At 32.2% G+C, this 24700-nt stretch carries 19 protein-coding genes and 1 pseudogene; 13 read left to right on the plus strand and 7 right to left on the minus strand.

Annotated features, from left to right (window positions below):
* Window positions 1-246 precede the first annotated feature (246 nt).
* From GMC_RS0102445 to GMC_RS0102495, 12 genes are all read left to right on the plus strand, one after another.
* Entirely contained in the window at window positions 247-1374 is a 1128-nt protein-coding gene (locus GMC_RS0102445; protein WP_010520640.1) for an MraY family glycosyltransferase, read from the plus strand.
* Window positions 1375-1441: 67 nt separating this feature from the next.
* Window positions 1442-2065, plus strand: a complete 624-nt coding sequence (locus GMC_RS22040) for a hypothetical protein (RefSeq protein ID WP_010520641.1) — start codon at window positions 1442-1444, stop codon at window positions 2063-2065.
* A 95-nt stretch (window positions 2066-2160) separates the two neighbouring features.
* On the plus strand, window positions 2161-2709 hold the full coding sequence (locus GMC_RS22045; protein WP_010520642.1) for a lipopolysaccharide biosynthesis protein: 549 nt from the start codon (window positions 2161-2163) through the stop codon (window positions 2707-2709).
* Window positions 2700-3944 (plus strand): O-antigen ligase family protein, encoded by a 1245-nt coding sequence (locus GMC_RS0102455; RefSeq protein ID WP_010520643.1) that lies wholly within the window; start codon window positions 2700-2702, stop codon window positions 3942-3944. The genes GMC_RS22045 and GMC_RS0102455 overlap by 10 nt, the downstream gene beginning before the upstream one ends.
* Window positions 3907-4806, plus strand: a complete 900-nt coding sequence (locus tag GMC_RS0102460) for a glycosyltransferase family protein (protein ID WP_010520644.1) — start codon at window positions 3907-3909, stop codon at window positions 4804-4806. Before GMC_RS0102455 ends, GMC_RS0102460 begins: the two co-directional genes overlap by 38 nt.
* Window positions 4807-4813: 7 nt before the next feature.
* Complete coding sequence (locus GMC_RS0102465; RefSeq protein ID WP_010520645.1) at window positions 4814-6247, plus strand: MBOAT family O-acyltransferase; 1434 nt, start codon at window positions 4814-4816, stop codon at window positions 6245-6247.
* Window positions 6248-6257: 10 nt separating this feature from the next.
* Window positions 6258-7160, plus strand: a complete 903-nt coding sequence (locus GMC_RS0102470) for an SGNH/GDSL hydrolase family protein (protein ID WP_010520646.1) — start codon at window positions 6258-6260, stop codon at window positions 7158-7160.
* 18 nt (window positions 7161-7178) lie between these two features.
* Window positions 7179-8264, plus strand: a complete 1086-nt coding sequence (locus tag GMC_RS0102475) for a glycosyltransferase family 4 protein (protein ID WP_010520647.1) — start codon at window positions 7179-7181, stop codon at window positions 8262-8264.
* A 211-nt stretch (window positions 8265-8475) separates the two neighbouring features.
* Complete coding sequence (locus GMC_RS0102480; protein ID WP_010520648.1) at window positions 8476-9195, plus strand: WecB/TagA/CpsF family glycosyltransferase; 720 nt, start codon at window positions 8476-8478, stop codon at window positions 9193-9195.
* Between the two features lie 14 nt (window positions 9196-9209).
* Window positions 9210-9986, plus strand: coding sequence for a polysaccharide biosynthesis/export family protein (locus GMC_RS0102485; RefSeq protein WP_010520649.1), 777 nt, complete (start codon window positions 9210-9212; stop codon window positions 9984-9986).
* A gap of 11 nt (window positions 9987-9997) precedes the next feature.
* A complete protein-coding gene (locus GMC_RS0102490; RefSeq protein WP_010520650.1) occupies window positions 9998-12352 on the plus strand; it encodes a GumC family protein in 2355 nt (784 codons plus the stop codon).
* A gap of 71 nt (window positions 12353-12423) precedes the next feature.
* Window positions 12424-13011: an outer membrane beta-barrel protein gene (locus GMC_RS0102495; protein ID WP_010520651.1), complete on the plus strand. Its 588-nt coding sequence runs from the start codon at window positions 12424-12426 to the stop codon at window positions 13009-13011.
* A gap of 80 nt (window positions 13012-13091) precedes the next feature.
* Here GMC_RS0102495 and GMC_RS0102500 read toward each other — a convergent pair whose 3' ends face one another.
* Window positions 13092-13844 (minus strand): discoidin domain-containing protein, encoded by a 753-nt coding sequence (locus GMC_RS0102500; RefSeq protein ID WP_094766243.1) that lies wholly within the window; start codon window positions 13842-13844, stop codon window positions 13092-13094.
* Window positions 13823-14932 (minus strand): hypothetical protein, encoded by a 1110-nt coding sequence (locus GMC_RS0102505; RefSeq protein ID WP_010520653.1) that lies wholly within the window; start codon window positions 14930-14932, stop codon window positions 13823-13825. Before GMC_RS0102505 ends, GMC_RS0102500 begins: the two co-directional genes overlap by 22 nt.
* 382 nt (window positions 14933-15314) lie before the next feature.
* Between GMC_RS0102505 and lacZ the strand changes: the two genes are divergently transcribed.
* Entirely contained in the window at window positions 15315-18455 is a 3141-nt protein-coding gene (gene lacZ, locus GMC_RS0102510) for a beta-galactosidase, LacZ type (protein ID WP_010520654.1), read from the plus strand.
* 38 nt (window positions 18456-18493) lie between these two features.
* Here lacZ and GMC_RS0102515 read toward each other — a convergent pair whose 3' ends face one another.
* The 5 genes and pseudogenes from GMC_RS0102515 to GMC_RS18775 all read right to left on the minus strand — a co-directional run bounded on the left by GMC_RS0102515 (window position 18494) and on the right by GMC_RS18775 (window position 24415).
* Window positions 18494-19228 (minus strand): DUF3667 domain-containing protein, encoded by a 735-nt coding sequence (locus GMC_RS0102515; protein WP_010520655.1) that lies wholly within the window; start codon window positions 19226-19228, stop codon window positions 18494-18496.
* 65 nt (window positions 19229-19293) lie between these two features.
* Complete coding sequence (locus GMC_RS0102520) at window positions 19294-19851, minus strand: hypothetical protein (RefSeq protein ID WP_010520656.1); 558 nt, start codon at window positions 19849-19851, stop codon at window positions 19294-19296.
* A gap of 114 nt (window positions 19852-19965) precedes the next feature.
* Window positions 19966-21024, minus strand: coding sequence for a 3-isopropylmalate dehydrogenase (gene leuB, locus GMC_RS0102525; RefSeq protein WP_010520657.1), 1059 nt, complete (start codon window positions 21022-21024; stop codon window positions 19966-19968).
* A gap of 170 nt (window positions 21025-21194) precedes the next feature.
* Window positions 21195-22046 carry a DUF4249 domain-containing protein gene (locus GMC_RS0102530; RefSeq protein WP_010520658.1) on the minus strand — a complete coding sequence of 284 codons (852 nt, stop codon included), beginning with the start codon at window positions 22044-22046 and terminating at the stop codon, window positions 21195-21197.
* Window positions 22047-22049: 3 nt separating this feature from the next.
* Window positions 22050-24415, minus strand: a pseudogene (locus GMC_RS18775) (TonB-dependent receptor).
* Window positions 24416-24700: the final 285 nt, after the last annotated feature.

Consider the following 24700-nt stretch of genomic DNA (forward strand, 5'->3'; position numbering starts at 1 on the left):
GGAAGTTTTTTCTTGCATAAAAAATCATTTATGTTAATGCAGCCTTAACATCATCTGATTATTAAAGTGTTATCTTAGTATTGGTGTTAAAATTAACATTTGTTAGGATCTTGTAAATCTGATTTAGCAAGTTGCCACTTAAACAAAATTATAGTTATGTTTTAAGTAGTTCCTGTGAGTGTTAATGTTAATTCCGAACTAACTAAACTATTAAAGTAAATACATGGAAAGCTTGTTACCTTTTTTTTGAAAAATTACATTGCTTTAATCATTGCAATTTCTTTTGTCGCACTTTTTTTATCAATCAAAATTTTTCCATTAATTATTACACTTACTAAGGCAAAGAATTTAATGGCAGCTCCTTGTGACCGAAGTTCACATTCGGTAAAGACTCCTAATCTAGGAGGAGTTGGGATTTATATTGTATTTACGCTATGCTTAATTTTATCAGGCATTATATTCAATTTTTTACAATTTGAAATGCGTCAATTACTGGCGCTACTACTAAGCATTACAATTTTGTTTTTTATGGGGGTGAAAGATGATTTAATTGGTGTGTCCCCCAAAAGAAAATTACTCGGTCAAATTGTAGCCGCGTTATTGGTAGTTTTATTAACGGATGTAAGGATTACAAATTTATTTGGGCTTTTTGGAGTAGAAACAGTAGCATATTTGCCTTCAGTAGTTTTTACTGTATTTATGTATGTGTTTTTTATCAATTCATACAATTTAATTGATGGGATTGATGGCCTAGCAGGGAGCATTGCTGTAATAGCAAGTTTATTTTTTGGAGTGTATTTTCTTTCAAATCAGTTGTATATGGCAACAATGATATCATTTGTCTTAGTGGCTTGTTTAATAGGTTTTTTGTCGTTCAATTTTTCAAAAAAGCGCAAGCTTTTTATGGGCGACTCTGGCTCCATGTTTATAGGATTACTCTTGATGTTTCAGGCATTGTATTTTTTAAAAGTAGACGTAAAAACGTATGAGTTCATTTGGATTCCAAATAAGATAGCGTTGGTCACTTCTATTTTTTGTTTTCCAATTATTGATACCATTCGTGTATTTACAATCCGTATTTTGAAAGGTATGAGTCCTATGACTGCGGACAGGAATCATATTCATCATAAAATTTTGGATATTGGATTTTCGCACATTCAAGCTACTATTTTTTTGGCAATAAGTAATTTAGCGGTAATAGGGATGGTTTATTTTATTGATGGTTATAATGTAAATGTTCAGCTATTTTTAGTTTTTTCGCTGATATTGTTAATTGTTTATTTATTTTTGAAGCTTAATTATAACAAAACTATAAAATCAGCAATATCATTTTCTACTAATTTTTTCAATCGAAAATCATTTAAATTAAAATAATGGGTGCTAAAATTGTATAGCAACTTATCTGTAGAGCTTGCTTTTTTAGTGTTTTTCAATATTTTAAATGAATTTAAGTTTAAAAAAAAGCAAGGAGTTTCCTAAGTTATTTAGTGTTTTATTAGATCAATTTTTTATGAGTATTACCACTTTGTTGATTAGTGTGATACTTGCCAGAGTTTTTGATAAAACTGATTATGCTGATTTAGTATTGCTTTTTTCGGTAGCCTTATTTACGTTGGGCTTTCAAAGTGCACTAATTTCAAGGCCTTATGCGATAAATTTGAATGACATTACAGATCCTGAAAGTACATCTTTTTACAATTTTAATGTTTTATTTAAATTATTATTTACATTTTTATTAGTATCAGTTGCGCCTGTAATATATTACTTATTTTTTGATGAGACTTATGACTTAAAAAAAATGGGTCTTTTTTTGCTTTATGTGGTAGCACATACTACCTTTTATTTTGTAAGGGAAACTATGTTGAGTGAACGTAAAACAAAACAGAATTTATATTATGGGCTATCCTGCGCTTTTGGGTTAATTGCTACATTGATTGTCATTTTTTATTTTAAAATAAAAGAAGTGACTTTTTTTTTAGTTTCCTTTTCATCAATATACTTATTAGTAAGTTTTTTTATTTTGTTTTTAACTGGAGCAGAATATCTTTCAAAATACAAAACTTAGCCGATTATTTTAAGATCAATTGGAAAGTTGGTAAATGGTTAGTAGGCTCCAATATATTTTTTCATTTTAGTTCCGAAATTTATCCCTGGCTACTGTTGTATTTATCAACAAAAGATAATATTGCAATTTTAGGAGTTTTGTTAAGTATAGCCAATATTATAAATCCATTACTAACTGCCATCAGTTCCTACTTATTACCGCTATTTGTTAAGAGTAATAAGGATTTTAAAAGTTTAGTAGCTATGGTAAAAAAATGGTCGTTGTTATTTGGTAGTATGTCTATATTATTAGTCATTATCGGATATTTTTTTGGTCAATATTTAATTACTATGTTATTTGGTTCAAAATATAATAATTTGGGCATTTTGATTGTTTACCCATTTATAGTTCAGGGAATAAACATTTTTTTTCAACCTTATAAGGTGGCTTTAAACGCCATTAAACGAACTGATGTGAATTTTTGGATTTTAATTCCCAGAAGCATATTAGCCATTAGTGTTGGTTATTTTTTAGTAAGGAAATATGGTTTAGCAGGGGTGTTTTATACCAAAATTATCGAAAACATTGTTTATCAATTAGTGTATTACGTGTTGTACATTAAAATTGTAAAGCGAGGTAAAACTTCTGTTGAAGCATGCTTATAAAAGTTAAAACACATAAAATTTTACTTTCTTTATTTGTTACTTTTTTAGTGATGAATGCAATTACCTATACCATTTTTATTCATTTGGCAGGAAAATACGGTAAATTACTAGTGGCTATGGTTGGTATTGCGTTACTTCAAAAATCAATTAATCAGTTAGTTGATTTTTTAGAAGCTAATAAATATTTGCTGATCTTTTGGTTTTTATGCGTTAGTTTTACCGTATTATGGGTGTTTGATAATGGTTTTAATGGAGCAATCATTCAGAATAACACGCTTTTTGTATTGTTCATTTACTTTTTTTATTTGCTTTCAGAAGCATTTAAATCGAAATCAAAAAGACCTTACTTTAGTTTTTTTAAAACCCTTGCAAACACGCTGAATTACAACTTATTTTTTTGGACAGCATTAGCTATAGTGCTGCCTTTTAAAATTTGGCATACCTTGGAAGATAGAACTGGGCTTGGTTTGTTTTACGAAAACTACATTCAGTTAGGAATTTTTTCTTGTGCTGGAGCCATAGCCAATTTTTCGGTGTATAGAGATAAAACAGCTTATAAGTTTTATTATTTATCAATGGCAATTATATATGCTATTTTGGCAGTACTATCCAACTCTCGTAATCCACAATTAGTGCTTTTAGTGTATGCGTTATTTAATTTATTTCCGTACATCAAAAGAGGAGTCATAAAATATATGTACGTCTTAGTCTTTTTAATTGTACTTGGGAGTGTTTTATTTTTATCTGTAGAAGTGTTAAACTCCTCTACAGTTAGTAGTTTTACCACTGGTCGGAGTAGAATTTGGTATCATATTATTGATTACTATTCTACAAATTCAATTTTTAAAGGGCACGGAATTTTTGGGCTGAATGATATCATTCTTCAAACAAATATTGATGGTAATTACTACTTCCAAAGGTTAGAATTTTTATATTTTCATTCATCATACATGGAGATATTTTCTGCCTCAGGAATTTTAGGATTGCTTTTCTTTTTCTTTTTTTTAGGAAAGTCCTTATACGAAAAGAAGAATTATTACATATCAATAGTGATTATTGGTATTTCCATTGGTGGTTTTTTTGAAAGCTTTATTATTCAGCCCACAGTGTTAATTTCATTTCTTTTTTGGTATTTAATAATAAGTAAGCCTTCTAAACGAAAAACAGGTTTTAAAAAGCACTACAGGTACAACCATTATGACAGCATTAGCCCCCATTATCCTTTTTGTTTATAACCGATTGGATGAAACAAAGAAAACCATTGAAGCGCTGCAAAAAAATTATTTAGCACCGCAAAGTGAATTGTATATTTTTTCGGATGGGACAAAAACAGAGCTTGGTAAGGAAAAAATTGCAAGTGTTCGGAATTATGTAAACACGGTCAAAGGATTTAAAAAAGTAACTGTAATAGCAGCTAAACAAAATAATGGACTGGCAAAGTCTATTATAACAGGAGTTACTGATATAGTAAATACTTACGAAAAAGCAATAATTGTTGAAGATGATTTGGTGACATCGCCTAATTTTTTGGATTACATGAATCAGGCTTTAACATTTTATAAAGATCACGATAAAATCATCTCAATTTCTGGATATACCTTAAATTTACCAAACTTAAAAAATAGTTACAAGGATTATTATTTGGGATTAAGAGCTTCATCTTGGGGCTGGGGAACTTGGAAGCAAAAATGGAATGCTGTAGATTGGGAGCTAAAAGATTATCAAAGTTTTATAAATGATAAACAGCGTGTAGCTGATTTTGCACGCATTGGAAGTGATATGCCAAAAATGCTGAAATATCAAATGGAAGGAAAAATTGACTCCTGGGCTATTCGGTTCTGTTACTATCAATTTAAACAAAAAATGTATTGTGTGTTCCCTACAGTTTCCAAATTAAAAAGTATTGGATTTACAAATGAAGCTACGCATACTGCTGGTAGCACAAGGTTTGATACTACGTTGGATAAAGGAACGCAACGCGACTTTACATTTGACCATAATTTAATTGTTGATGAAAAGTTGCTGAAGGATTTCCGAGATAAGTTTTCGATAAAATCAAGACTAATAGACAAAGTAAAACAACTTATAAACCGATAGAAATTTTATGCTATTTAATTCGTGGGAGTTCATAGCGCTATTGCTATTGACAATGCTTTTTTATTTCAATGTGTCTGAAAAGTTTAAAACAATAGTACTATTTATTAGTTCGTATGTTTTTTATATTTTTTGGAGGTGGGATTTTGCTTTGCTCATGGGGGCGGTCAGTTTAATAAACTATTTTGCTGCTATCCGTATTAGTCAAGTTGATAATCAAAATAGCAAAAAGCTATGGTTATCCGGAGCTGTTATTTTATCCTTATTACCATTAATATATTTTAAATATGGTAATTTTTTAATTGCTAATGTAAATGCAACATTATCTGCAGTAGGGGGGCATAGTCAATTTAATTATCTTAAAGTTATATTGCCTGTGGGAATCTCCTTTTTTACATTTCAGGCGTTAAGTTATGCGCTAGATGTGTACTATGGTAGGACAAAAGTGGAAACTATTTTGCTAAGATTTTCCACCTTTGTGGCTTTTTTTCCTCAATTGGTTGCAGGGCCAATAGAGCGTTCATCAAATTTACTACAACAATTAAAAACGCATCAAAAATTTAATAGAACTTCATTTATTGAAGGGGCTAAATTATTTATTTGGGGATTATTTAAAAAAGTAGTCATTGCTGATAGGTTGGCATTGTATGTAAATAAAGTGTATGATTCCCCTGAACTTTACGGTGCCCCCACATTAATTTTAGCTACGTTGTTTTTTGCATTTCAAATTTACTGTGATTTCAGCGGGTATTCTGATATGGCAATTGCCACAGCACGAATGATGGGATTTAAACTTATGCAAAATTTTAATTTACCCTATTTTGCTAATTCCATTTCTGAATTTTGGAAAAGGTGGCATATATCACTATCTACTTGGTTTGGAGATTATTTGTACATTCCCCTGGGGGGGAGTAGAGTAGTGTATCTTAAATGGATTCGGAATATTTTTATCGTTTTTTTAGTTAGTGGCTTGTGGCACGGCGCCAACTGGACATTCATCCTGTGGGGAGGGTTACATGCCATGTTTTATTTAATAGAAAATTGGGGAGATAAGCTTTTAAAAAAAATGAATTTGTCATCCATTAAAAATACTACTTGGTATAAGCTTTTTAAAATAATTGTGGTGTTTGTTGGTGTATGTTATGCTTGGATTTATTTCAGGGCAACCTCCATTAATGATGCCTTATTGATAACTTACAAAATTTTTAATCATTGGGATCAGAGTCTGTACCTGGGAGCGTCTAGCATTACTTTCGCATTATCCTGCGGGTTGATATTCATGTTAGTTTTGGTACAATTACTTCAATATGCAAAAATTTGTTCTCTGTATTTTTCAAAATCAAAGGTGCCACCATTATTAAGTTTAGTGGGCTATTTATCGTTATTGTTAGGAATATCTTTATTAGGGATGTCATCACAGTCGTTTATTTATTTTCAGTTTTAACTTGCAAAAAATGAGTAAAAAAAAATTCATATACATCATTGTAGGATTTCTGTCGGCCTTTTTTTTAGGGGACTATGTGGTGGGAGCTATTTTATCAGGTGGGCTGGATAAATACTACGGATTAAATTCAAACGCCGAGCTGGCGATTGTTGGACATTCGCATCTAATGTTAGGTATTGATAAGCAAAAAATAGAGCAAGAGCTAAATATTGGGGTGGCTAAATACACCAGAGAAGGTGTTAATTTGGATGAACGAAAAATTATGATTGATCAGCTTTTAGAAGCTAATAAAAATATAAAAACGATAATTATAGGAGTAGATGCCTGGTCTTTTACGGATGAGGGTTTAAGTGCAAACTCCTACAAGTTGTTTTTTCCTTTTATGGAATACCATAGTATTAATGATTATTTGAAGGAAGAAAGTGATTGGCAGGAATATGTAACAAAAAAGATGGTTAGAACTTCCCGGTATAATGAATTGTTATTAGGGGGTGCATTAAGGGGGTATTTGGGAAACTGGAGTAACCTTAAAAACGGAAAAGTGGATGTGCCAAATTTAAAAGAACAGATAAAAAGTGGTGTTTATCGAAAAATAACAATTAATAACAGTAAGGTTAATACTATAAATAAAATTCTAAATACTTTAGAGAAAAATAAAATTAAAGTAATACTGTTGAATGTCCCAACAATTGATATTATGATTGATGCACAAAAAGAGAAAGCGACTGAAGTTTTTGGTGAACTAAATAAAGTGGCAAAAAAGTATAAGAACACCACATTTTTGAATTTACAAGAACCTTGGTCACATAAATACGATCTTTTTTATGATGGTATTCATTTAAATCCTGAAGGGCAAAAAGTAATCACTGCTGAAATTGTCACTTATTTAAATCGAATGGACTTATTACATTAAATAAGTTTTCCAAATTATATGAAAAAGGTATTATTTATTTTGCACTTGCCGCCCCCAGTGCATGGATCAGCTGTTGTTGGTAAATTTATAAAAGATAGCGAATTGATAAATTCAAGTTTTAATACTAGCTATATAAATTTAGGAACTTCAAAAACTATTGAAGAAATTGGAAAGTCACCGCATAAAAAGGTGTTAATTTATCTGAAAATTATACTACAGGTTATTTGTCAATTGCTTTTTAATAGGCCACAAATAGCCTACCTAGCTATCACGGCCAAAGGTGTAGGTTTTTATAAGGACTTTGTAATTGTGCTTTTAATTAAAATATTAGGCGTAAAATTGGTAATTCACCACCACAATAAAGGAGTAAAAAAACGTCAAAACAAGTTTGTAGATAACATTTTATATAAAATCACGTATTGGAATACAAAAGTGATTTTAATTTCGAAATATTTATACAATGACGTTAGTAAATATGTTAAAAAGGAAGATATAAGTTATTGTGCAAATGGAGTTCCAGAGTTTGCATCCATACCAAAAGCTACTAAAAACAATACCGTTCAACTTCTTTTTTTATCAAATTTAATTGAGAGTAAAGGGGTGTATATTCTTTTAAAAGCACTGCGTATACTTAAAGAAAGAAATGCAAATTTCTTTTGCACCTTTATCGGAAGGGAGGGAGATATCTCCGCTGAAGATTTCAATCAGAAAGCATTAGAATTAACTATTGAAAATTTTGTAACTTATAAAGGAAAACGATACGGGAAAGAAAAAGAAGCTGCATTTGCAACTTCGGATATTTTTGTTTTTCCTACTTGTAATGATGTTTTTGGATTAGTTAATCTAGAAGCAATGCAATATTCATTACCAGTGGTATCTACTGCGGAGGGTGGTATACCAGATATTGTAGAGGATGGCGAAACAGGTTTTTTAGTGATTCCAAAAGATGTGGAAGGCTTAGCTGATAAAATTGAAATTTTAATAAATAATGATGCGATGAGATTAAAAATGGGTGCTAATGGAAGAAAACGATACGAAGAAAAGTTTACTCTTAAGAAATTTGAAAAAAAGTTTCAATCAATACTAAAAGAAGTTACCTCCTAATTTTAGTAACTGAATTTCGAATTGTTAGCAGCGATTTGTTAAATGATAACATTATTACAACAATATTTCTTATGATTTTTTAGTTAAGAAATTATAAAAATTTTAACGTTTTTTAATTCAAACAATTTAAGCATGATATATGATATTGAATTAATTAAAATCATTATATAAAACAGAATTAGCATATCAATACAGATCAAAAAAACTCGTTATGAATTTATTGGGCTATAATATAGAGGAAAACTACCCTAAGTTTCCTGTAAAAAAGAAAACAATGATTAATACGATTAATCCCCATAGTTATTGTGTTTCTAAAAGCGACAGCGAATTCGAACAAGCGCTAAAAAAGTCGGATGTACTTTTACCAGATGGTATTGGTATAGTTTGGGCAGCCAAAGTGCTACGAAATAAAAAGATTAGTAGAATTACAGGTTTTGATATTTTTAAGTATTCAATGAATTATTTAAATAACATTGATGGGACTTGTTTTTTTCTTGGTGCGTCAGAGGAAACATTAGCTGAAATTGAGCAACGATTAAAAAAGGATTATCCTAATGTAAAAGTTGATTCGTATTCTCCGCCTTACAAGGAGAATTTTACAGCTTCGGATAGTAAAATCATGTGCCAAAAAGTGAATGATTGCAACCCTGATATACTTTTTGTAGGGATGACTGCCCCAAAGCAAGAAAAATGGGCCGCAGAACATTTGGATAAATTGAACGTTAAAGTAGTGTGTTCTATTGGAGCTGTGTTTGATTTTTATTCAGGCAGAGTCAAAAGACCAAGTAAAATATGGCTAGTTTTGGGACTAGAATGGTTGGGAAGATTTATGAAAGAACCAAAAAGGCTAGCTAAAAGAAATTTAATTTCTGCCCCAAAATTCATAGCAGAAGTCATTTCAAATAAATTTACACACAAAGAGTTACTATAATCAATCGATTTTTAATGATAAACCGTTTACTATTTTTATTTATTAGCTTACTATTTTTACTACAGTCATGTGTTACTAAAAAAGAGGTCATTTATTTTCAAGGAGCCAAATATTCCACTTTGGATCCTGTGATTTACGAGAGTGTAAAAATTCAGCCCAATGATATTTTAAATATCTCGGTATCAGCGCTGGTACCCGAAACAGCGATACCCTATAATAAACAAACCACAACTAATAATACCGTAACAAATATTGAACTATTAAAGTTACAAGGTTATTTGGTAAGTCATTCTGGCGCTATTGTTTTTCCTGTTTTAGGCGGAATCAGTGTAGCAGGAAAAACTATGGAATATGTGGAAAAAGAAATTGAAGAAAAATTAGAAAAAGGCGGCCATTTATTACAGCCAATTGTGAGTATCAGGCTATTAAACGCTAAGGTTACTGTGTTAGGTGAAGTCAACAATCCAGGAACGTTTTCATTTTCAGAACAAAATTTGACTCTTCCGCAAGCGTTGGGACTTGCAGGGGATTTAACAATTAATGGAAAAAGAACTGATGTAACTTTAGTGAGGGAAGATGATGGCGAAAGAGTAGTTAAGTTGCTAGATTTGACAGATCCCAAAGTTTTTAATAGTCCTTTTTATAATATTAGACCAAACGATACGATCATTGTAAGTCCCAATACAGCAAAAGTTAAAAGTGCAGGTATTGTAGGAAATATTGGCACGGTGCTTACATTTTTATCTATAATTTTAACTTCTGTAGTTTTAATAACAAATACTAATAATTAGTGCCCTGATTGATGGAGAATTCGGAATATATTCTAGATGCAGAAGAACAACAGCGTAAAATAGATATCAAGGAAATACTTTCAAAATACGCAAAGTATTGGCCGTGGTTTATAGTCACATTTTTATTTTTTATCACCCTTAGTTATGTGTATTCGCGTTACGCCGCTATTACGTATACCACTAAGGCTAAAATAAAAATACTTGATGAATCTAAAGAACTTGAAATTAACTTAGATCCGTCATCTTTATTAGAAGGAACTCCCAAATTAAATATAGATAACGAAGTTGAAATTTTAAAATCGTACCGATTAATCAGTCAAGTGGTTGAAGAGTTGGATTTAGATGTTGAAATTTTTCAAGTCGGAAAAATTAAAAAAACTGAAGTTTGGAATAAGCCTTTTGTCATTACAAATAAATTAAATCAGGATAGTATTCCTGCTAAAATAAGTTACATAGTTGAGGTTGAGGATAATAAGCTAAAAGTTCTTGATCAAAAGAATCGGGAAGTTTATAATCCAAATTTTAAAATTGAGTTAGCGGAAACATTTGATTCTAAAAACTATTTAAGTGCTGAATTTGAGGTTGTTGTAAAATCAAAAAAAGACGCAGTACTTAAATTAATTAAAGATTTAAAAATTAAGCTTACTAATAAAAAAAGTGAGATTATTGAAATTAGTCTTTTAGGGGAAAATTCCGCTAAAAGTGAAGCTATTTTAAATACACTAATTGATAAGTTTAATCAAGATGGAATTTTAGACCGGCAATTAGTGTCCAAAAGAACCCTGGATTTCATTGACAAACGTTTTCTGTTTTTGTCAAATGAATTGGATTCTATTGAGGTTAATAAAAAATCGTACAAGCAATCAAATAATTTAAGTTACATTGAATCTGATGCCAGTACGGCTTTAAAACAAAAGTCGTTGACTGACGAAGAGGTTTTTAATTTAGAAAATCAGCTGTCATTATCAAGATTATTAAAAAAAACTTTAAAGTCCGACAAAAACTTTTCGCTTTTACCCGCTGATATCGGTTTGGCAAGTAATAGTATCAACGTATTAGTTTCCGATTACAATAAAATTGTTTTAGAAAGAGAGAAAATTGCAGAAAGCGCTGGAGCTAGTAATCCGTTATTGCAATCATTGAATGGTCAGCTAAAAAGATTAAGTCGTAATATAAACCAAACTGTAAACGTATATATAAAACAGTTAGAAATATCTTTGAGCCAGCTTCGGTCAAAACAAAGAATATCTGCGGGTAAATTTTCGAAATTGCCTGAAAAAGAAAAAATATTAAGGGCCATTGAGCGGCAACAAAACATTAAAGAAAATCTGTTTATTTTATTACTACAAAAACGAGAAGAAGCAGCAATAAGTTTAGCGGTAACATCACCCACTGTTAAAGTAGTAGATTATGCCTTAACGGGAAGTAAACCAGTAACCCCTAATAAAAAGAAAATATACGGATTGGCATTGTTACTGAGTATTATTTTACCATTACTGTTGTTATCCATACTTTTTATTTTGGATACTAAAGTGAGGAATCGAAAGCAAATTGAAAACGCAAATCCTAAAATTCCAATAATAGCAGAATTTCCTAATTTTGAAGATGAAAAATTATTCTCATTAGAGAAGCGATCAGTACTCGTTGAATCCTACCGTATTTTATGTGCAAATGTGAACTACTTGATTCCTTTAGAAAAAACAAATTCTTGTAAAACCATATTTATTACTTCTGCAGTAGCGGGAGAGGGAAAAACATTAACATCAATTAATTTAGCGTTAGCATATGCAAGTTTAAAAAAGAAGGTGCTGTTGGTAGGAGCAGATTTAAGAAATCCGCAGCTTCATACCTACTTTAATGTTGAAAAAAATACGTTAGGATTGTCAAGTTTACTTCATGATGCTAATATAAAATGGCAGGATTGTATTCAAAAAAATATGAATAAAAATAAGTGCCTGGATGTATGTTTTAGCGGAATGATACCCCCTAATCCTCCAGAATTATTATCAAATAATGCATTTAAAACCTTTGTAAATACTGTAAAAGAGCATTATGAGTATATTATTTTTGATACGGCGCCTACATTGCCAGTATCAGATACACTAAATATATCAAAATATGCCGATGTTACGTTATTTATGGTAAGGGCTAATAAATCAGATAAAGCTTTACTGTCATTTTCAAAAGAATTGCACGAGTCAGGAAAACTAAGTAACATGGCATATATAGTTAATGATGTCGCAGTTGACAATCTTGGATATGGAAGTAAGTACAGCTATGTTTATGGTGAAGAAGCACGTACAATAAATAAAGGGATATTTTCAAAAATTGGGAATATTAAAAATTCTCTTTTAAAAAAGTCTTAAGGTAAATTGAAGATTTTTATCATTTTAAATTTTGGATTGAAATGATAAAGGGAGTAATTAAAATAAATATTATGAAAAAGCTGATGAAGATTTTTTGTTTAATATCGATTGTTTTTTGTGTAAATCTTTATGCTCAAAAGAGTAAAACTCCTTCATGGATTTTGGGAGTTGGATTTAATGCAATTAATGATTCTGGTCTTAGTACTGAAGGCTTATTTAATTTTAGTGAGAATTACAATGTTTCAAGGCCATTTAAAATTTCAGTCGAAAAAAAATTAAATTACCGAAATGGAATTGAACTAAAAGCTTTACTGAATAGATTTAAAACCAACAAAAAATTTAATAGTGGTTTTCCTACTGAGGATATTGATTTTTTTGCCATCGATTTTATGTATAAATACTATTTAATTAAAAATGAAATAGATTATCTAAGTAATAAAAGAGGGATTGCTTTATACGGAACAATGGGGCCAGGGATCAGTTTTTTTAATGATATTAATAATGTAACTATAAATCTGGGTACAGGAATTAATTACCCGATAGCCAAACAATTTGATATTAATTTTCAAGTAACTCCCAAAATATCAGTTTCCAATAAAGCGTTTAGCAACAACTACTTTCAATTTGAATTGGGGGTGATGTTTTATTTGGATAAATGACCAACGCTTCATAATAAATCCTACCCATTTGGCTTAAATAGTTTTATTTAAAATTATGGATTCATATTTCACAATATTGGTCATGGGTTCACAATTGTTTTTTTCATGGTTGTAGTGCCCATTTTTACAATAACGCTATTATAATGCTTAGGCAAATGAGTCGGTTTTAAAATTTTAGTATTCATCCCTTTATTCAATTCAAAATATTTTTTTTGTAAAATATTACCTGTAACATCTAGTATTTCTAATGAAGCTTTTTTATAGTCCTGTGTATTATCAAAGTTTAATACTATTGGATTGTTGTTTACAATTGGATTAGGATAAACAATCAGTGCTTGATTATTATACAATGACTGATTACTAAAGTTATTCAGCCCTAAATTATTGTTGTTTAAAGCTTTGGTTGGTGTGCCAAAAGCCTGTAATTCAATGAGGTGTACGGCAGTATTTGCTGAATTAAATGTCATTTCAACCCTTATAAATCTTACGGGGTCAGCATTATTAAAGATATAAGTGTCTCCCTTTTTTTTAGCAGGATTAGTGTTGTTTTTAGTAACTAGTTTTTTCCAATACCTACCATTTTTCGAAGCCATGATGATATAATGGTAATAACGTTTTCCATCGTAATAGGGAGTTAGTACAATTTTATTTAATTTAAAATGATTTGTAAGATCCACCTGATACCATTGATTTTTTGTGTATGGGTTGGCACCCCACCACCTATTTTTATCAAAATTACCATCTACAGCATACGAACTAGGATGGTTAGTGTCTTTACTTGATGAACTGGAAGGTTTACGTAATGCAATATTCAGAAGCGGATGCGGGTAAATGTAAGGTGCGTATTTGTTTTTTTTAAGGTAAAGTAATCCCTGTTTTTCTGAATTGACAACTCACAATTATTAGCAACGCCGCTATTAGTATAACCTAGTTCGTCATTATTTTGATTATTCCAAATATACAATGCACGTGTTTGATTAATACCAGGGTATTTTCCGCATACGTAACCCTCGTTCCAAAGTTCGATGGTTCTAAATATGTCCTTTGAAAAGTTATTATTAAAAATAACACCGTCACCACCTCTGATTCCAATAGCTGTCCGTGCCATGGTAGTTAAATTAGGGGCAGTTAAAAATTCGTTATTGTAAATTTCGAAACACCTAGCTCCTGTTTTCCAAGATGATTTACCGTGTACGTCAATCATACTAAAATTTTTAGTGCTATTGGTGTGGATTATTTTATTGTATCTAAAAACAAATCGAGCAGCATTATTAGAGGCTACATGGTGCCTGTTTCCTATAAAATAATTGTCTTCAATAAAAACAGCATTTTCATTTCCTAAGCTTAATTTATCCCATATACCACCTCCATAAATAGCAATGCCGTAACCAAAATTACCAATAGCTTCGTAATAATTTTTTTCAAAGGTGTTTGCTGAAATCACTCCTTTTTGAGTGTTGGAGTTACCAATGCAAAGCGCACAATTGGCAAAACCAGAAAATTTGCAACCAGAGATTTGAAAATTTTTACAATCATTTAAAAAACCAACACCCTTTCCGTAAACAGCGTCATTATTGTAATTACCTTCAAATGCTATATTGTAAAGCTTGTTAGGGAGTCCATTACTGCCATCGAAAATGATAAGGTATTCTTTTGTTGACCGTGTTCTTTTAATTATAGTATTTTGTGCACCATTACCTACCAAACTAATACCCCCAGGTACAACTAGCGTTTTTGTTTCCCAATCACTATTGCCCGATGGTAAGAAAACGATGTCTCCACTTGTTGCCAAAGTAACCGCGTTTTTAACATCAGTATAGTTTGTGCTTTTTGCAAAAATTTCTTTAGCATAAGAATCTAAAATAAATAAGAACAAGGGCAATACTGCAATTAATTTTTTTTGAGCTAATACAAAATTCATGAAGTATTTTTTAACGATATTTTACCATTTTTTATTTCATGAAGGTGGTAATGTGCATGTTTCTTTATATATAAAGATAAGACTTTTAAAATATAACTAATTGATGTATAGTTATTTAATGTGTAATTAAGTAAGATTTAATACTGTTAATAGCAATTGACTGCTATCAAATTCAAAATAAAACCATTTATTTTAATGATAAGTATAAAAAAGGTTATGCGCATCAAAAAAGCTTTTTTTCTAAACTAATAAATAAGGCATTTATTTTATAATTAAACTGAATGTGCTACTTGGGCTTTTGTTCAAAATTAAAAATAGAAGCACGACGACACCTTTACAAATACTCATAATTATTGTAAGTTAGTAATTCAAAACACCCGATATGTATAAGTTAAAAGTCATTGTTTTAATACTGTCATTATTGAATATAAATTTAATAGGGCAACACTTAAATGATTGGGAAAACCCCGCGGTTATTGGAATAAACAAATTACCACCGCGCGCTACAATGTATTCTTTTAAAACAGAAAAAGAGGCATTGTTGGAAACAACAACAACAAGTGATCGCGTACAATTATTAAATGGCGATTGGCAATTTAATTTTTCAGCAAGTAATGAAGCCACACCAAATAATTTTTTAAATACCGAATTTAAAGATTGGGATATTATTAATGTACCCTCAAATTGGGAAATGCAAGGCTATGGTGAACGTATTTACACTAATCAAAGGCATTCTTGGGGACACTTAAACTGGCCAAAAATTTCGCCAACTCCAAACCCAGTGGGCATATATAAAAAGGAGTTCACAGTACCATCAGCTTGGCAAAACATGAATATTCGCATTCATTTTGCTGGAGTAACTTCAGCATTTTATGTATGGATTAACGGACAAAAAGTAGGTTACAGCCAAGGGAGTCGTACTCCTGCCGAGTTTGATATTACTGCATATTTAAATAAAGGAAAAAATACCATTATTGCTAAAGTATTTAGGTGGAGTGATGGCTCTTATGTGGAATCTCAGGATCATTGGGATTTATCAGGAATTCATAGGGATGTCATGCTTTTAGCGGAACCCAAAGCAAATATTTCCGATTTTAAAATAACCACCAAATTGGACGAAGCCTACACTGATGCTATATTAAAAATTAGTCCCAAACTTTCGTTTGACAAAAGTTTAAATGCAAATGATTATGAAGTGACGGCTGCACTTTATGATGGAACAAAAAAAATAGTTACACAAACAGAAAAGGCATTTAAAATTGCAAACATTTTTTACGGACAGCGATGGAATCCAAAATATGATGTGTTTAATATTCCTGTGAGCAACCCGCAAAAATGGTCTGCGGAAGCGCCTTACTTATATACTTTAACACTAACATTAAAAACTACTCAGGGAGTAGTCGTTGAAAGTAAATCCTGTAAAGTAGGTTTTAGGAAGTACGAAACTAAAAAGGGTGTCTTTTTAGTTAACGGAAAGCCAGTAAAATTGTACGGAGTTAATAGGCACGATCATAATGCGTATACTGGTAAAACCGTAAGTTTTCAGGATATGAAAAAAGATGTTATGTTATTAAAAGCATACAATTTTAATGCAGTGCGCTGCAGTCATTATCCTAACAACGTAGCGTTTTATGATTTGTGTGATCAGTATGGTATTTACGTTATGGATGAAGCCAATGTAGAGTCACATGGAACTCGTGGATCAGGGGGCGAGCTGGCGAGCAATCCGCAATGGACTACTACTTTTGTTGATAGGGCTATACGTATGTATCAGCGGGATAAAAACCATCCTTGTATTTTTTCATGGTCCTTAGGTAATGAGTCAGGAGCAGGAGCCAATCACTCAGCAATGGCTGGGTATTTAAAGTGGAACGACCCTGAGCGTTTAATTCATTACGAAGGCGCAGAATCTTACGGAGGAATACTATCACCACAATCGCGTAACACACCAAAAGATCCATATGATTTTACGGATATGATTTCGCGTATGTATCCTTCTGTAGAAGAGTTTGCTGAAATGGATGAATCTCAACCTGGCGAAAAAATGGTGATTACTTGCGAATATTCACACGCCATGGGGAATTCCAACGGAGGACTTAAACTATTTTGGGATGTCGCCCGATCGCATCCGCGTATTGCAGGCGGATTTATTTGGGATTGGATGGATCAAGGCATAGCCGTTAAATCCAAAAATGGATGCGAACAATTCGCATATGGAGGATATTTTGGTGATACGTATTCGGATGGTAATTTCTGTTTGAACGGAATAATTAACGCGGATCAAACTGTAAAACCAGTTATGGAAGAGTGTAAACATGTTTTTCAACCTTTTGAGTTTTCACAATTTAATGCAGCAAGTAAGTCTTTCACTATAAAAAACAGAAATGCTTTTACAAATAGTATGGCTTACGATTTTAGTTACCAACTTATAGCAAATGGAACTGTAATTAAGGATCAGGTTTTTGAAGTAAAAAACATATTGCCTGGCGAAAAGCAAAAAGTTGCAATGCCCGATTTGAAAATCACAAAAGATAGCCACTATTTTTTAAATATATATGCCAAACAAAAAAAGCAGACTGCCTGGGCTAAAAAAGGATACGTAGTAGCCTCAGCACAATTTGAGTTTCCGTATGTATATAAACAAAATACTAGCACCGCGGCTACAATAGATCAGGAACTACAACTAATTGAAACTAAAAATAAAATACAAATCAAAGGAAAGGATTTTGAGGTAGAGTTTAATACATTGTCAGGATATTTAACGAACCTAATTACCAAAAAAGAGCGTGTGTTAGCAGCTCCCATTGCGCCAAATTTTTGGCGGGCTACAACAGATAATGATAGGGCAGTAATACAACGTAAGCCTGAAATAAAATTCTGGAAACAAGCAACTCAAAATCAGCAATTATTATCATTTAAAAAAGAGCAAAAAAACAAAATGATTGAGGTGGTTAGTACATATCAACTAGGTGCTAAAGAAGTGTTTTTTAATATTAAATATAGTATTTACCCTACTGGAGAAATTATAATGAAAAACACCTTTACTTGTAAAGAAACATTGGCAAATTTACCAAGAATAGGAGTGCAAACCCAACTTGCAGCACCATTTACTGAAGTGGGATGGCTTGGTAAAGGTCCTCATGAAAATTATGTGGATAGAAATGATGGGGCATTTATTGGTCTTTACAAAAAAAGTTTAGCAAATTTTAGTAAATCTTATGTTTACCCTCAAGCCTATGGGAACAGGACTAATGTAAGCTTTGCAAATTTTATAAGCGAAAAAAGTAAATTAAAAGTAGCATCTGAAAAATTTGAATTTAGTGTTTATCCATATACCACCATGGATTTGGATACATCGACTTATCAGTGTCAATTAACCAAACTAAATGGATACACTTTAAATTTAGACTACAAACAGCAAGGAGTAGCAGGATATAATTCCTGGAGTTTAAAAGCGGCGCCAAGGCCAGAACATAGTATCCCTGCTACAAATTACGAGTTTGATTTTAAGTTTAGCTTCTGACCTTTTTAATACGGGTTCTGATTTAATCGTTCATTTTTTTAGATAGATATAACTTTAATTAATAGCTCTAATCCATTCCCAATTGCCAAAAGCATAAGTATACTTGTTGCTAAACCAAACAAATGACTTAGCACTGCTTTTACGAAATGTAGCTTTTTTTTAGTTTCGAAAAAATTCGCAATACTCCAGCTGGTATAAAGTAAAGATAGATAAAGGCTAAATTGAGAAACATTTATACCTATCGTAGTATCAAATATTCCGCTTAGTGTGTAGATTAAGGTGGAAACACCTGTGATGTAAAAGACTAAAATCAGTATCTCAAAATAGTTGTATACACTTTTTCTAAAGAAAATTTTCACCCAAAAAGCAATAAAAATAGCCATTAAGATATTTGAATACCCATAATTTTCAGCAAACCATTTAAACATTTTTACAGTTACCGAAGGATCAGTAAACTTGTCATTGTAATTTATATAACCCAATTCGTAATTAAAAAAGTATTTACTGATAGTATATAATAAGGAGCAAATAATTAAAAAAACTACAGGCTTAACAAATCTTTTTCTTTCGCCGTTTGTAAATTTTTTTGCCGTTTTTCCAGGACGAATATATACTTCCTTAACCGTATAAAAGAATCCTTTTTTTAGATTTATAATATTGCTGAGTTCCTCAATTATATAGCTTTTATCAATTCGTTGAAACGCTAGTGGGTGTCCGCAATTTGAACAAAATTTATCTGTAGTGGTTTCATCATGAATTTTATTGCGGTCCAAAACTTAGATATTGATATGATTTTAAATCAAATATAGTATTTTGAGGTTGTTTTTGAACCCTGAAATTAAAATAAGGGTTCAACAGCAATGGTGTCTTTTTTTATTTCTTTTTCTCTATTGAGTTCTTTCTTAAAATCATCAGGTAACTTGTATGTAGTTTCGTTGATTTGAGTTAATAAATGATTATAAGCTGTAAGTAATTTATTAACTTTAGTATTTAGTAATAAAGTATCCTTTGAGGTTAAAGTAAGTCTATAGGTTACATCTTTTGAGTAGGTGTACATTTCATTAAGGCGGCTTTGCACGCTTTTATTTCTGTAAGTAATGGGTAGCGTTTCTTTTAACTCTTCAATATTTTCATTAATTGAAATTACTACGGATTTCATGCCCATAAACGATACTCGATTTAAGGTGTCAATATTTTTAGTGAGCGCTTCAAAATTAGCATTGTCTTTGATTTGCTTAGGTATTTGAGCATTGGAATTTATGATCGTAATTCGATCAGTTTTTAGTTGTAAACTATCTAACTGTTGTTTTGTAGTGAAGTCCTTAATTTGTGGTGTTTTATTACAACCTAATAACAGCATAAATAAAAGAAACAAAGTAGAAAAAAGCGTTTTCATAAGTGATAACCGAATAATAAAATGCTATTATAATTAATAATGTATTCAAAAATACTAAAAAAGGTCACCTTCATTACAGAAAGTGACCTTTTTGAATTTATTTTATATGAAGTGTTAGATATTTTTAGCTAACCAATCACCAACTTCACTTGTTTTATAGGCTTTTCCACCTGCAGCTAAATCTTCTGTAACTACTGCTTCGGCTAAAGATTTATTAACCACAGCACGAATAGCTTCAGCTTCTTCTTTTAAATTAAAGGCGTCCTCAAACATCATTGCGGCAGATAAAACAGTCGCTAATGGGTTTGCAATATCTTTACCAGCAGCCTGAGGATATGATCCATGAATAGGTTCGTATAATGATGTTTTTTCGCCCACAGAGGCAGAAGGCATTAAGCCCATTGAACCAGAAATTACTGAAGCTTCATCGGTTAAAATATCACCAAACAAATTTTCGGTAATTAAAACATCATAGCTATTAGGCCACTGAACTAAACGCATAGCTACAGCATCTACAAATTCATAAGAAACCTCCACTTCAGGATAGTCTTTTTCCATTGCTTGAACAGTTTCCCTCCATAATCTTGAAGTTTCAAGTACGTTTGCCTTGTCAACACAACAAAGTTTTTTTGAACGTGTCATTGCCAATTCAAAACCTTTTTTAGCTAATCGTTGTACCTCAGCTCTTGTGTACACACAATTGTCAAAGGCAGTATCTCCACCATCTTTTCTTCCTTTTTCACCAAAATAAATACCACCAGTTAGCTCTCGTAAAAAAACTAAGTCAGTACCTTTAATACGCTCTTCTTTTAAAGGTGATTTGTCAATTAATGAAGGAAATGTAAATGTTGGACGCACGTTAGCAAATAGCCCTAATTTTTTACGCATTTTTAGTAAACCTTGCTCAGGACGTACTTTTGCAGAAGGGTCGTTATCAAAACGCGGGTGTCCAATAGCACCAAAAAGAACCGCATCGGCAGCAACACAAATATCATGAGTTTCATCAGGATATGGCGTTCCAACTGCATCAATTGCAGCTGCACCAGTAAGGGCAGGTGTCCAGCTAATTTCATGGTTAAACTTAGTAGCCACTGCGTCACAAACTTTTACAGCTTGATCAATAACTTCAGGTCCAATACCGTCACCGGCAAGTAGTGCTATATTTAATTTCATTTTATGTTCATTTGAATTTTAATTCGCTGCAAATATACTTTTTTTCTTTCTTTATAAATACTATTAAAAACTGTCTATTTTCTAAAGCGCAGGATTAAATTTTAATAGATCCACTAGTAATACGGGTTCTTAATTCTAATTACTCAAATAATATTTAGTCATATTTTGTTTTATTCATAAGTGTACACTTCGGTATCCACCTCGCCTAATCTAAAATAGCCAAATGGTCTATTTTCAGGGTTGGTAACATTGATACAGTTGCCTATAGCAGCGGCTGGGGCAAGTGCAAATGGACCAGTATTAGGTTCAGCTTGTTGCGTTAAAATTTCAAAATAGTCGTGATACTGCCGGCTAATACCAAATAATTTCAGTTCAATAACATCGCCAGAAGCAAATTCTCTGATTTCGTCTTCATTTTCAGTGCTAGTGAACTCGCTGCTAAGAATAATTTCTATTTCATTTCCATTCTGAAATTCGTCACTACCAAAGCCAAAACTTTTTCTTTCCTGAAAATTGGGTAAGTAATTGACCAAGTAAAAATTATTTGCTTCAGCAGGATCGTCAAAGGTAAAAGCAATTACAGGAATTTCTTCATCTGCAATATCTTCAATACGTTGGCTAACGTCTGTAATCGGAGTAACGGGAATCATTTTTTCTACAGCAGTGTACTCCTCATTTTTATAAGTAATAGAAAGGGTGTAAGTGGCGTCAATTTCAGGGACAAAATCAGAAGTTTGGTAAATGCCAGGCGTATCCGCAGCTTCTGTAAAATTAATGACGGTGCCATTTTCATGCGTAATACTAACTGTAGCATTGGTAGCATTAATTACTTCTTCTTTAAAAAAGGAAGACGATTCGCGTAACACAATTTGCTGTTCGTTACCAGCCGTTCCTTTTTCCCAATTGATCAAAGCTTCAATAACCAGCTTAGGTGCGTCATCTTGTAATTTAATATCCACCACATCATCGCATGCGGTACACAAAGCTAAAAATAATCCAAGGTATATATATAATGACTTCATAGCTTAAAATTTAAAATTATACGTAATTGCAGGAATTACCGATCCAAAAATAGAAGTTCGGCGAGCCTCGTTTAATCCTGTTTCTTGATTTTTCGAAAAATTGATTGAAGAGGCATTTCGGCGTGCATAAAGGTTGTACAAACCAAACACCCATTCACTTTTCCATTTTCGAATTCGTTTTTTTTGCGGGGTCAGTGTTGCTGATATGTCCAAACGGTGGTAATCAGGCAAGCGCTCTTCAAAACGCGAAGTAAAGCTGGGTACCGTAATATCATCAAAAAAATATTGACCAGAAGGATAAGTAGTTGGTCTGCCCGTTTGATAAACAAAATTGACGCCAAAATCCCATTTTTTTGATAAATTATAAAGAGCAGTTATTGATAAATCATGGGTTCGATCAAAAGGCGTATTGTACCAATCGCCGTTATTGATTCCAACTTCGGTAACATTTCGACCTGGAGTGCGTTGTTCCGATTTTGCTAAGGTATATGCAAACCATCCGGTAAGTTTTCCTGTATTTTTTTCAATAATAATTCAATGCCATAAGCACGCATTTCGCCAATTAAAATATCGGTTTCAATTTCATTATTTGCAATAAGGTCCGCTCCGTCAATATAATCAATCCTATTGTCCGTGGATTTAAAGTATACTTCGGTTTCTAATGAAAACGTATTGTCCGCTAAGTTTTTAAAAAAACCTAACGCAAACTGATCCGAAATTTGTGGGTCAATATATTTTCCGCTTGGCGCCCACACATCCAAAGGAGTAGGGGAATTAGTGTTCGAAATCAAATGAATGTACTGATTCATCCGTTGGTAACTTGCCTTAAATGAGGTATTGTCATTTAGCTGATACGATGCTGCAAAACGAGGTTCCAAGCCGTCAAAGGAAGCTATAACATCATTTTTGTCAAAATTTTCAGTACCAATAGCTGTTGCGCTGCTGTACACCTCAGTAATTGGGTTGTATGTAACTGGTAAATCATCCTGATATATATTTAATGGCTGTCCGCCTAAACGGTAAAATAAACTGTACCTCAAACCATATTCCAAAAACAGCTTTGGCGTTACTTTATGGTTTATGCTGAGGTAACCCGCAGGTTCAAATGCTCTTTTTTTATCCAGTTGATCAGCATTAATGGAGGATTCGGAGGTAGTAGGTGTAATTTCGCCTGGATTAAAATTATAGAACAGTCCGTTAAAGCCAAATTTAAATTTCAGTTTGTCATTGTAGTAGTAGCTTAAGTCATATTTCAAATTCGTGTTTTGTATGGAAGATAACCAATCAAAATCTAAAAAATCAAAACCCAATTCATAGTCATACTTACTATAAATAAACGATAAATTGGAAAAAAGCTTGTCCGAAAATAAGTGATTCCAACGTAAATTAAACGTATTATTACCGTAATCATTAGTCAATAAATTGGCAATTTCAAAATTGTCATTTCCAAAATATCCTGACAGGTACAAGCGGTTGTTAGCATTCAATTGATGCGAAATTTTGGCGTTAATATCATAAAAACCAACGCGACTTTCAATATTTGCAAGTTTCAAAAATAAGTTAGCATAGGAAGTCCTACCAGCCAATAAAAATGAACCTTTTTCCTTTACCGTAGGCCCTTCAATTAACAATCGGCTGGAAATAAGTCCTACCCCACCATTAAAATGGAATTCTTTATTATTTCCGTCCTTTTGTCGGGCATCCAAAATAGAAGAAACGCGACCGCCATACTGTGCAGGAATACCCCCTTTGTATAGTTTAATATCCTTTATAGCATCAGCATTAAAAACAGAAAAGAAACCAAACAAATGCGATGTATTGTACAATGGCGCTTCATCCAATAGCACTAAGTTTTGATCCGCTGCGCCACCACGAACGTTAAATCCCGAAGCACCTTCGCCACTATTTGTAACCCCTGGTAGTAATTGAATGATTTTTAAAATATCCACCTCGCCCAAAACCACAGGTGTTTTTTTAATCGTTTTTGCGCTTAATTTGTTAACACTCATTTGCGGCGTGCGAACATTAGTTTTGTTGTTGGAAACCACCACTTCATTTAGCGCAACCGTTTCTTCCTCTAATTCCAGATTAAGCTTGGTGTTTTCATTCAGGTTTACCTGTTTTTCCGTGCTTTTGTAACCCAAATAGCTTATGGAAACAGTATAGTCATTTTGCGGAGCCGTTATGGAATAAAAACCATATTCATTAGTAACCGTTCCCCTATCCGTTCCGTTCAAAATAATGTTTACTCCGTAAAGTGTTTCCCCATTTTTTTGATCTTTAATAGTTCCGCTTAAAGTAAATTGTTGCGCAGTTAAAAAAGAGAATCCACAACAAAAAAATACAAGTAGCAATAGTTTGTGCCTCATAAACGCGATGGTTAAAGTTAATTAGTTATCAAATAGTAAGTTGTCCGTCAAAATTATTCAATGAGTTGGATTGTAATTTTTTTTGACGATGAATATTAACATCATGTCTGTGAAATTAACAGTTTTGTAACAAGAATATTGTACTTTAAGCGCAAAGTTTATGTTATCATTTGGGCGCGCCCTACAGGTCGGGCTTTTCAATACAATTCCTCGCACTTCCTACGTCAGGCTGTGGGATTTCCATTACAATCCCTCGCGCAAAAAAAATCAGATTAAAATATTGAA

The sequence above is a fragment of the Aquimarina agarivorans genome, assembly GCF_000218485.1.
Classification (GTDB): domain Bacteria; phylum Bacteroidota; class Bacteroidia; order Flavobacteriales; family Flavobacteriaceae; genus Aquimarina; species Aquimarina agarivorans.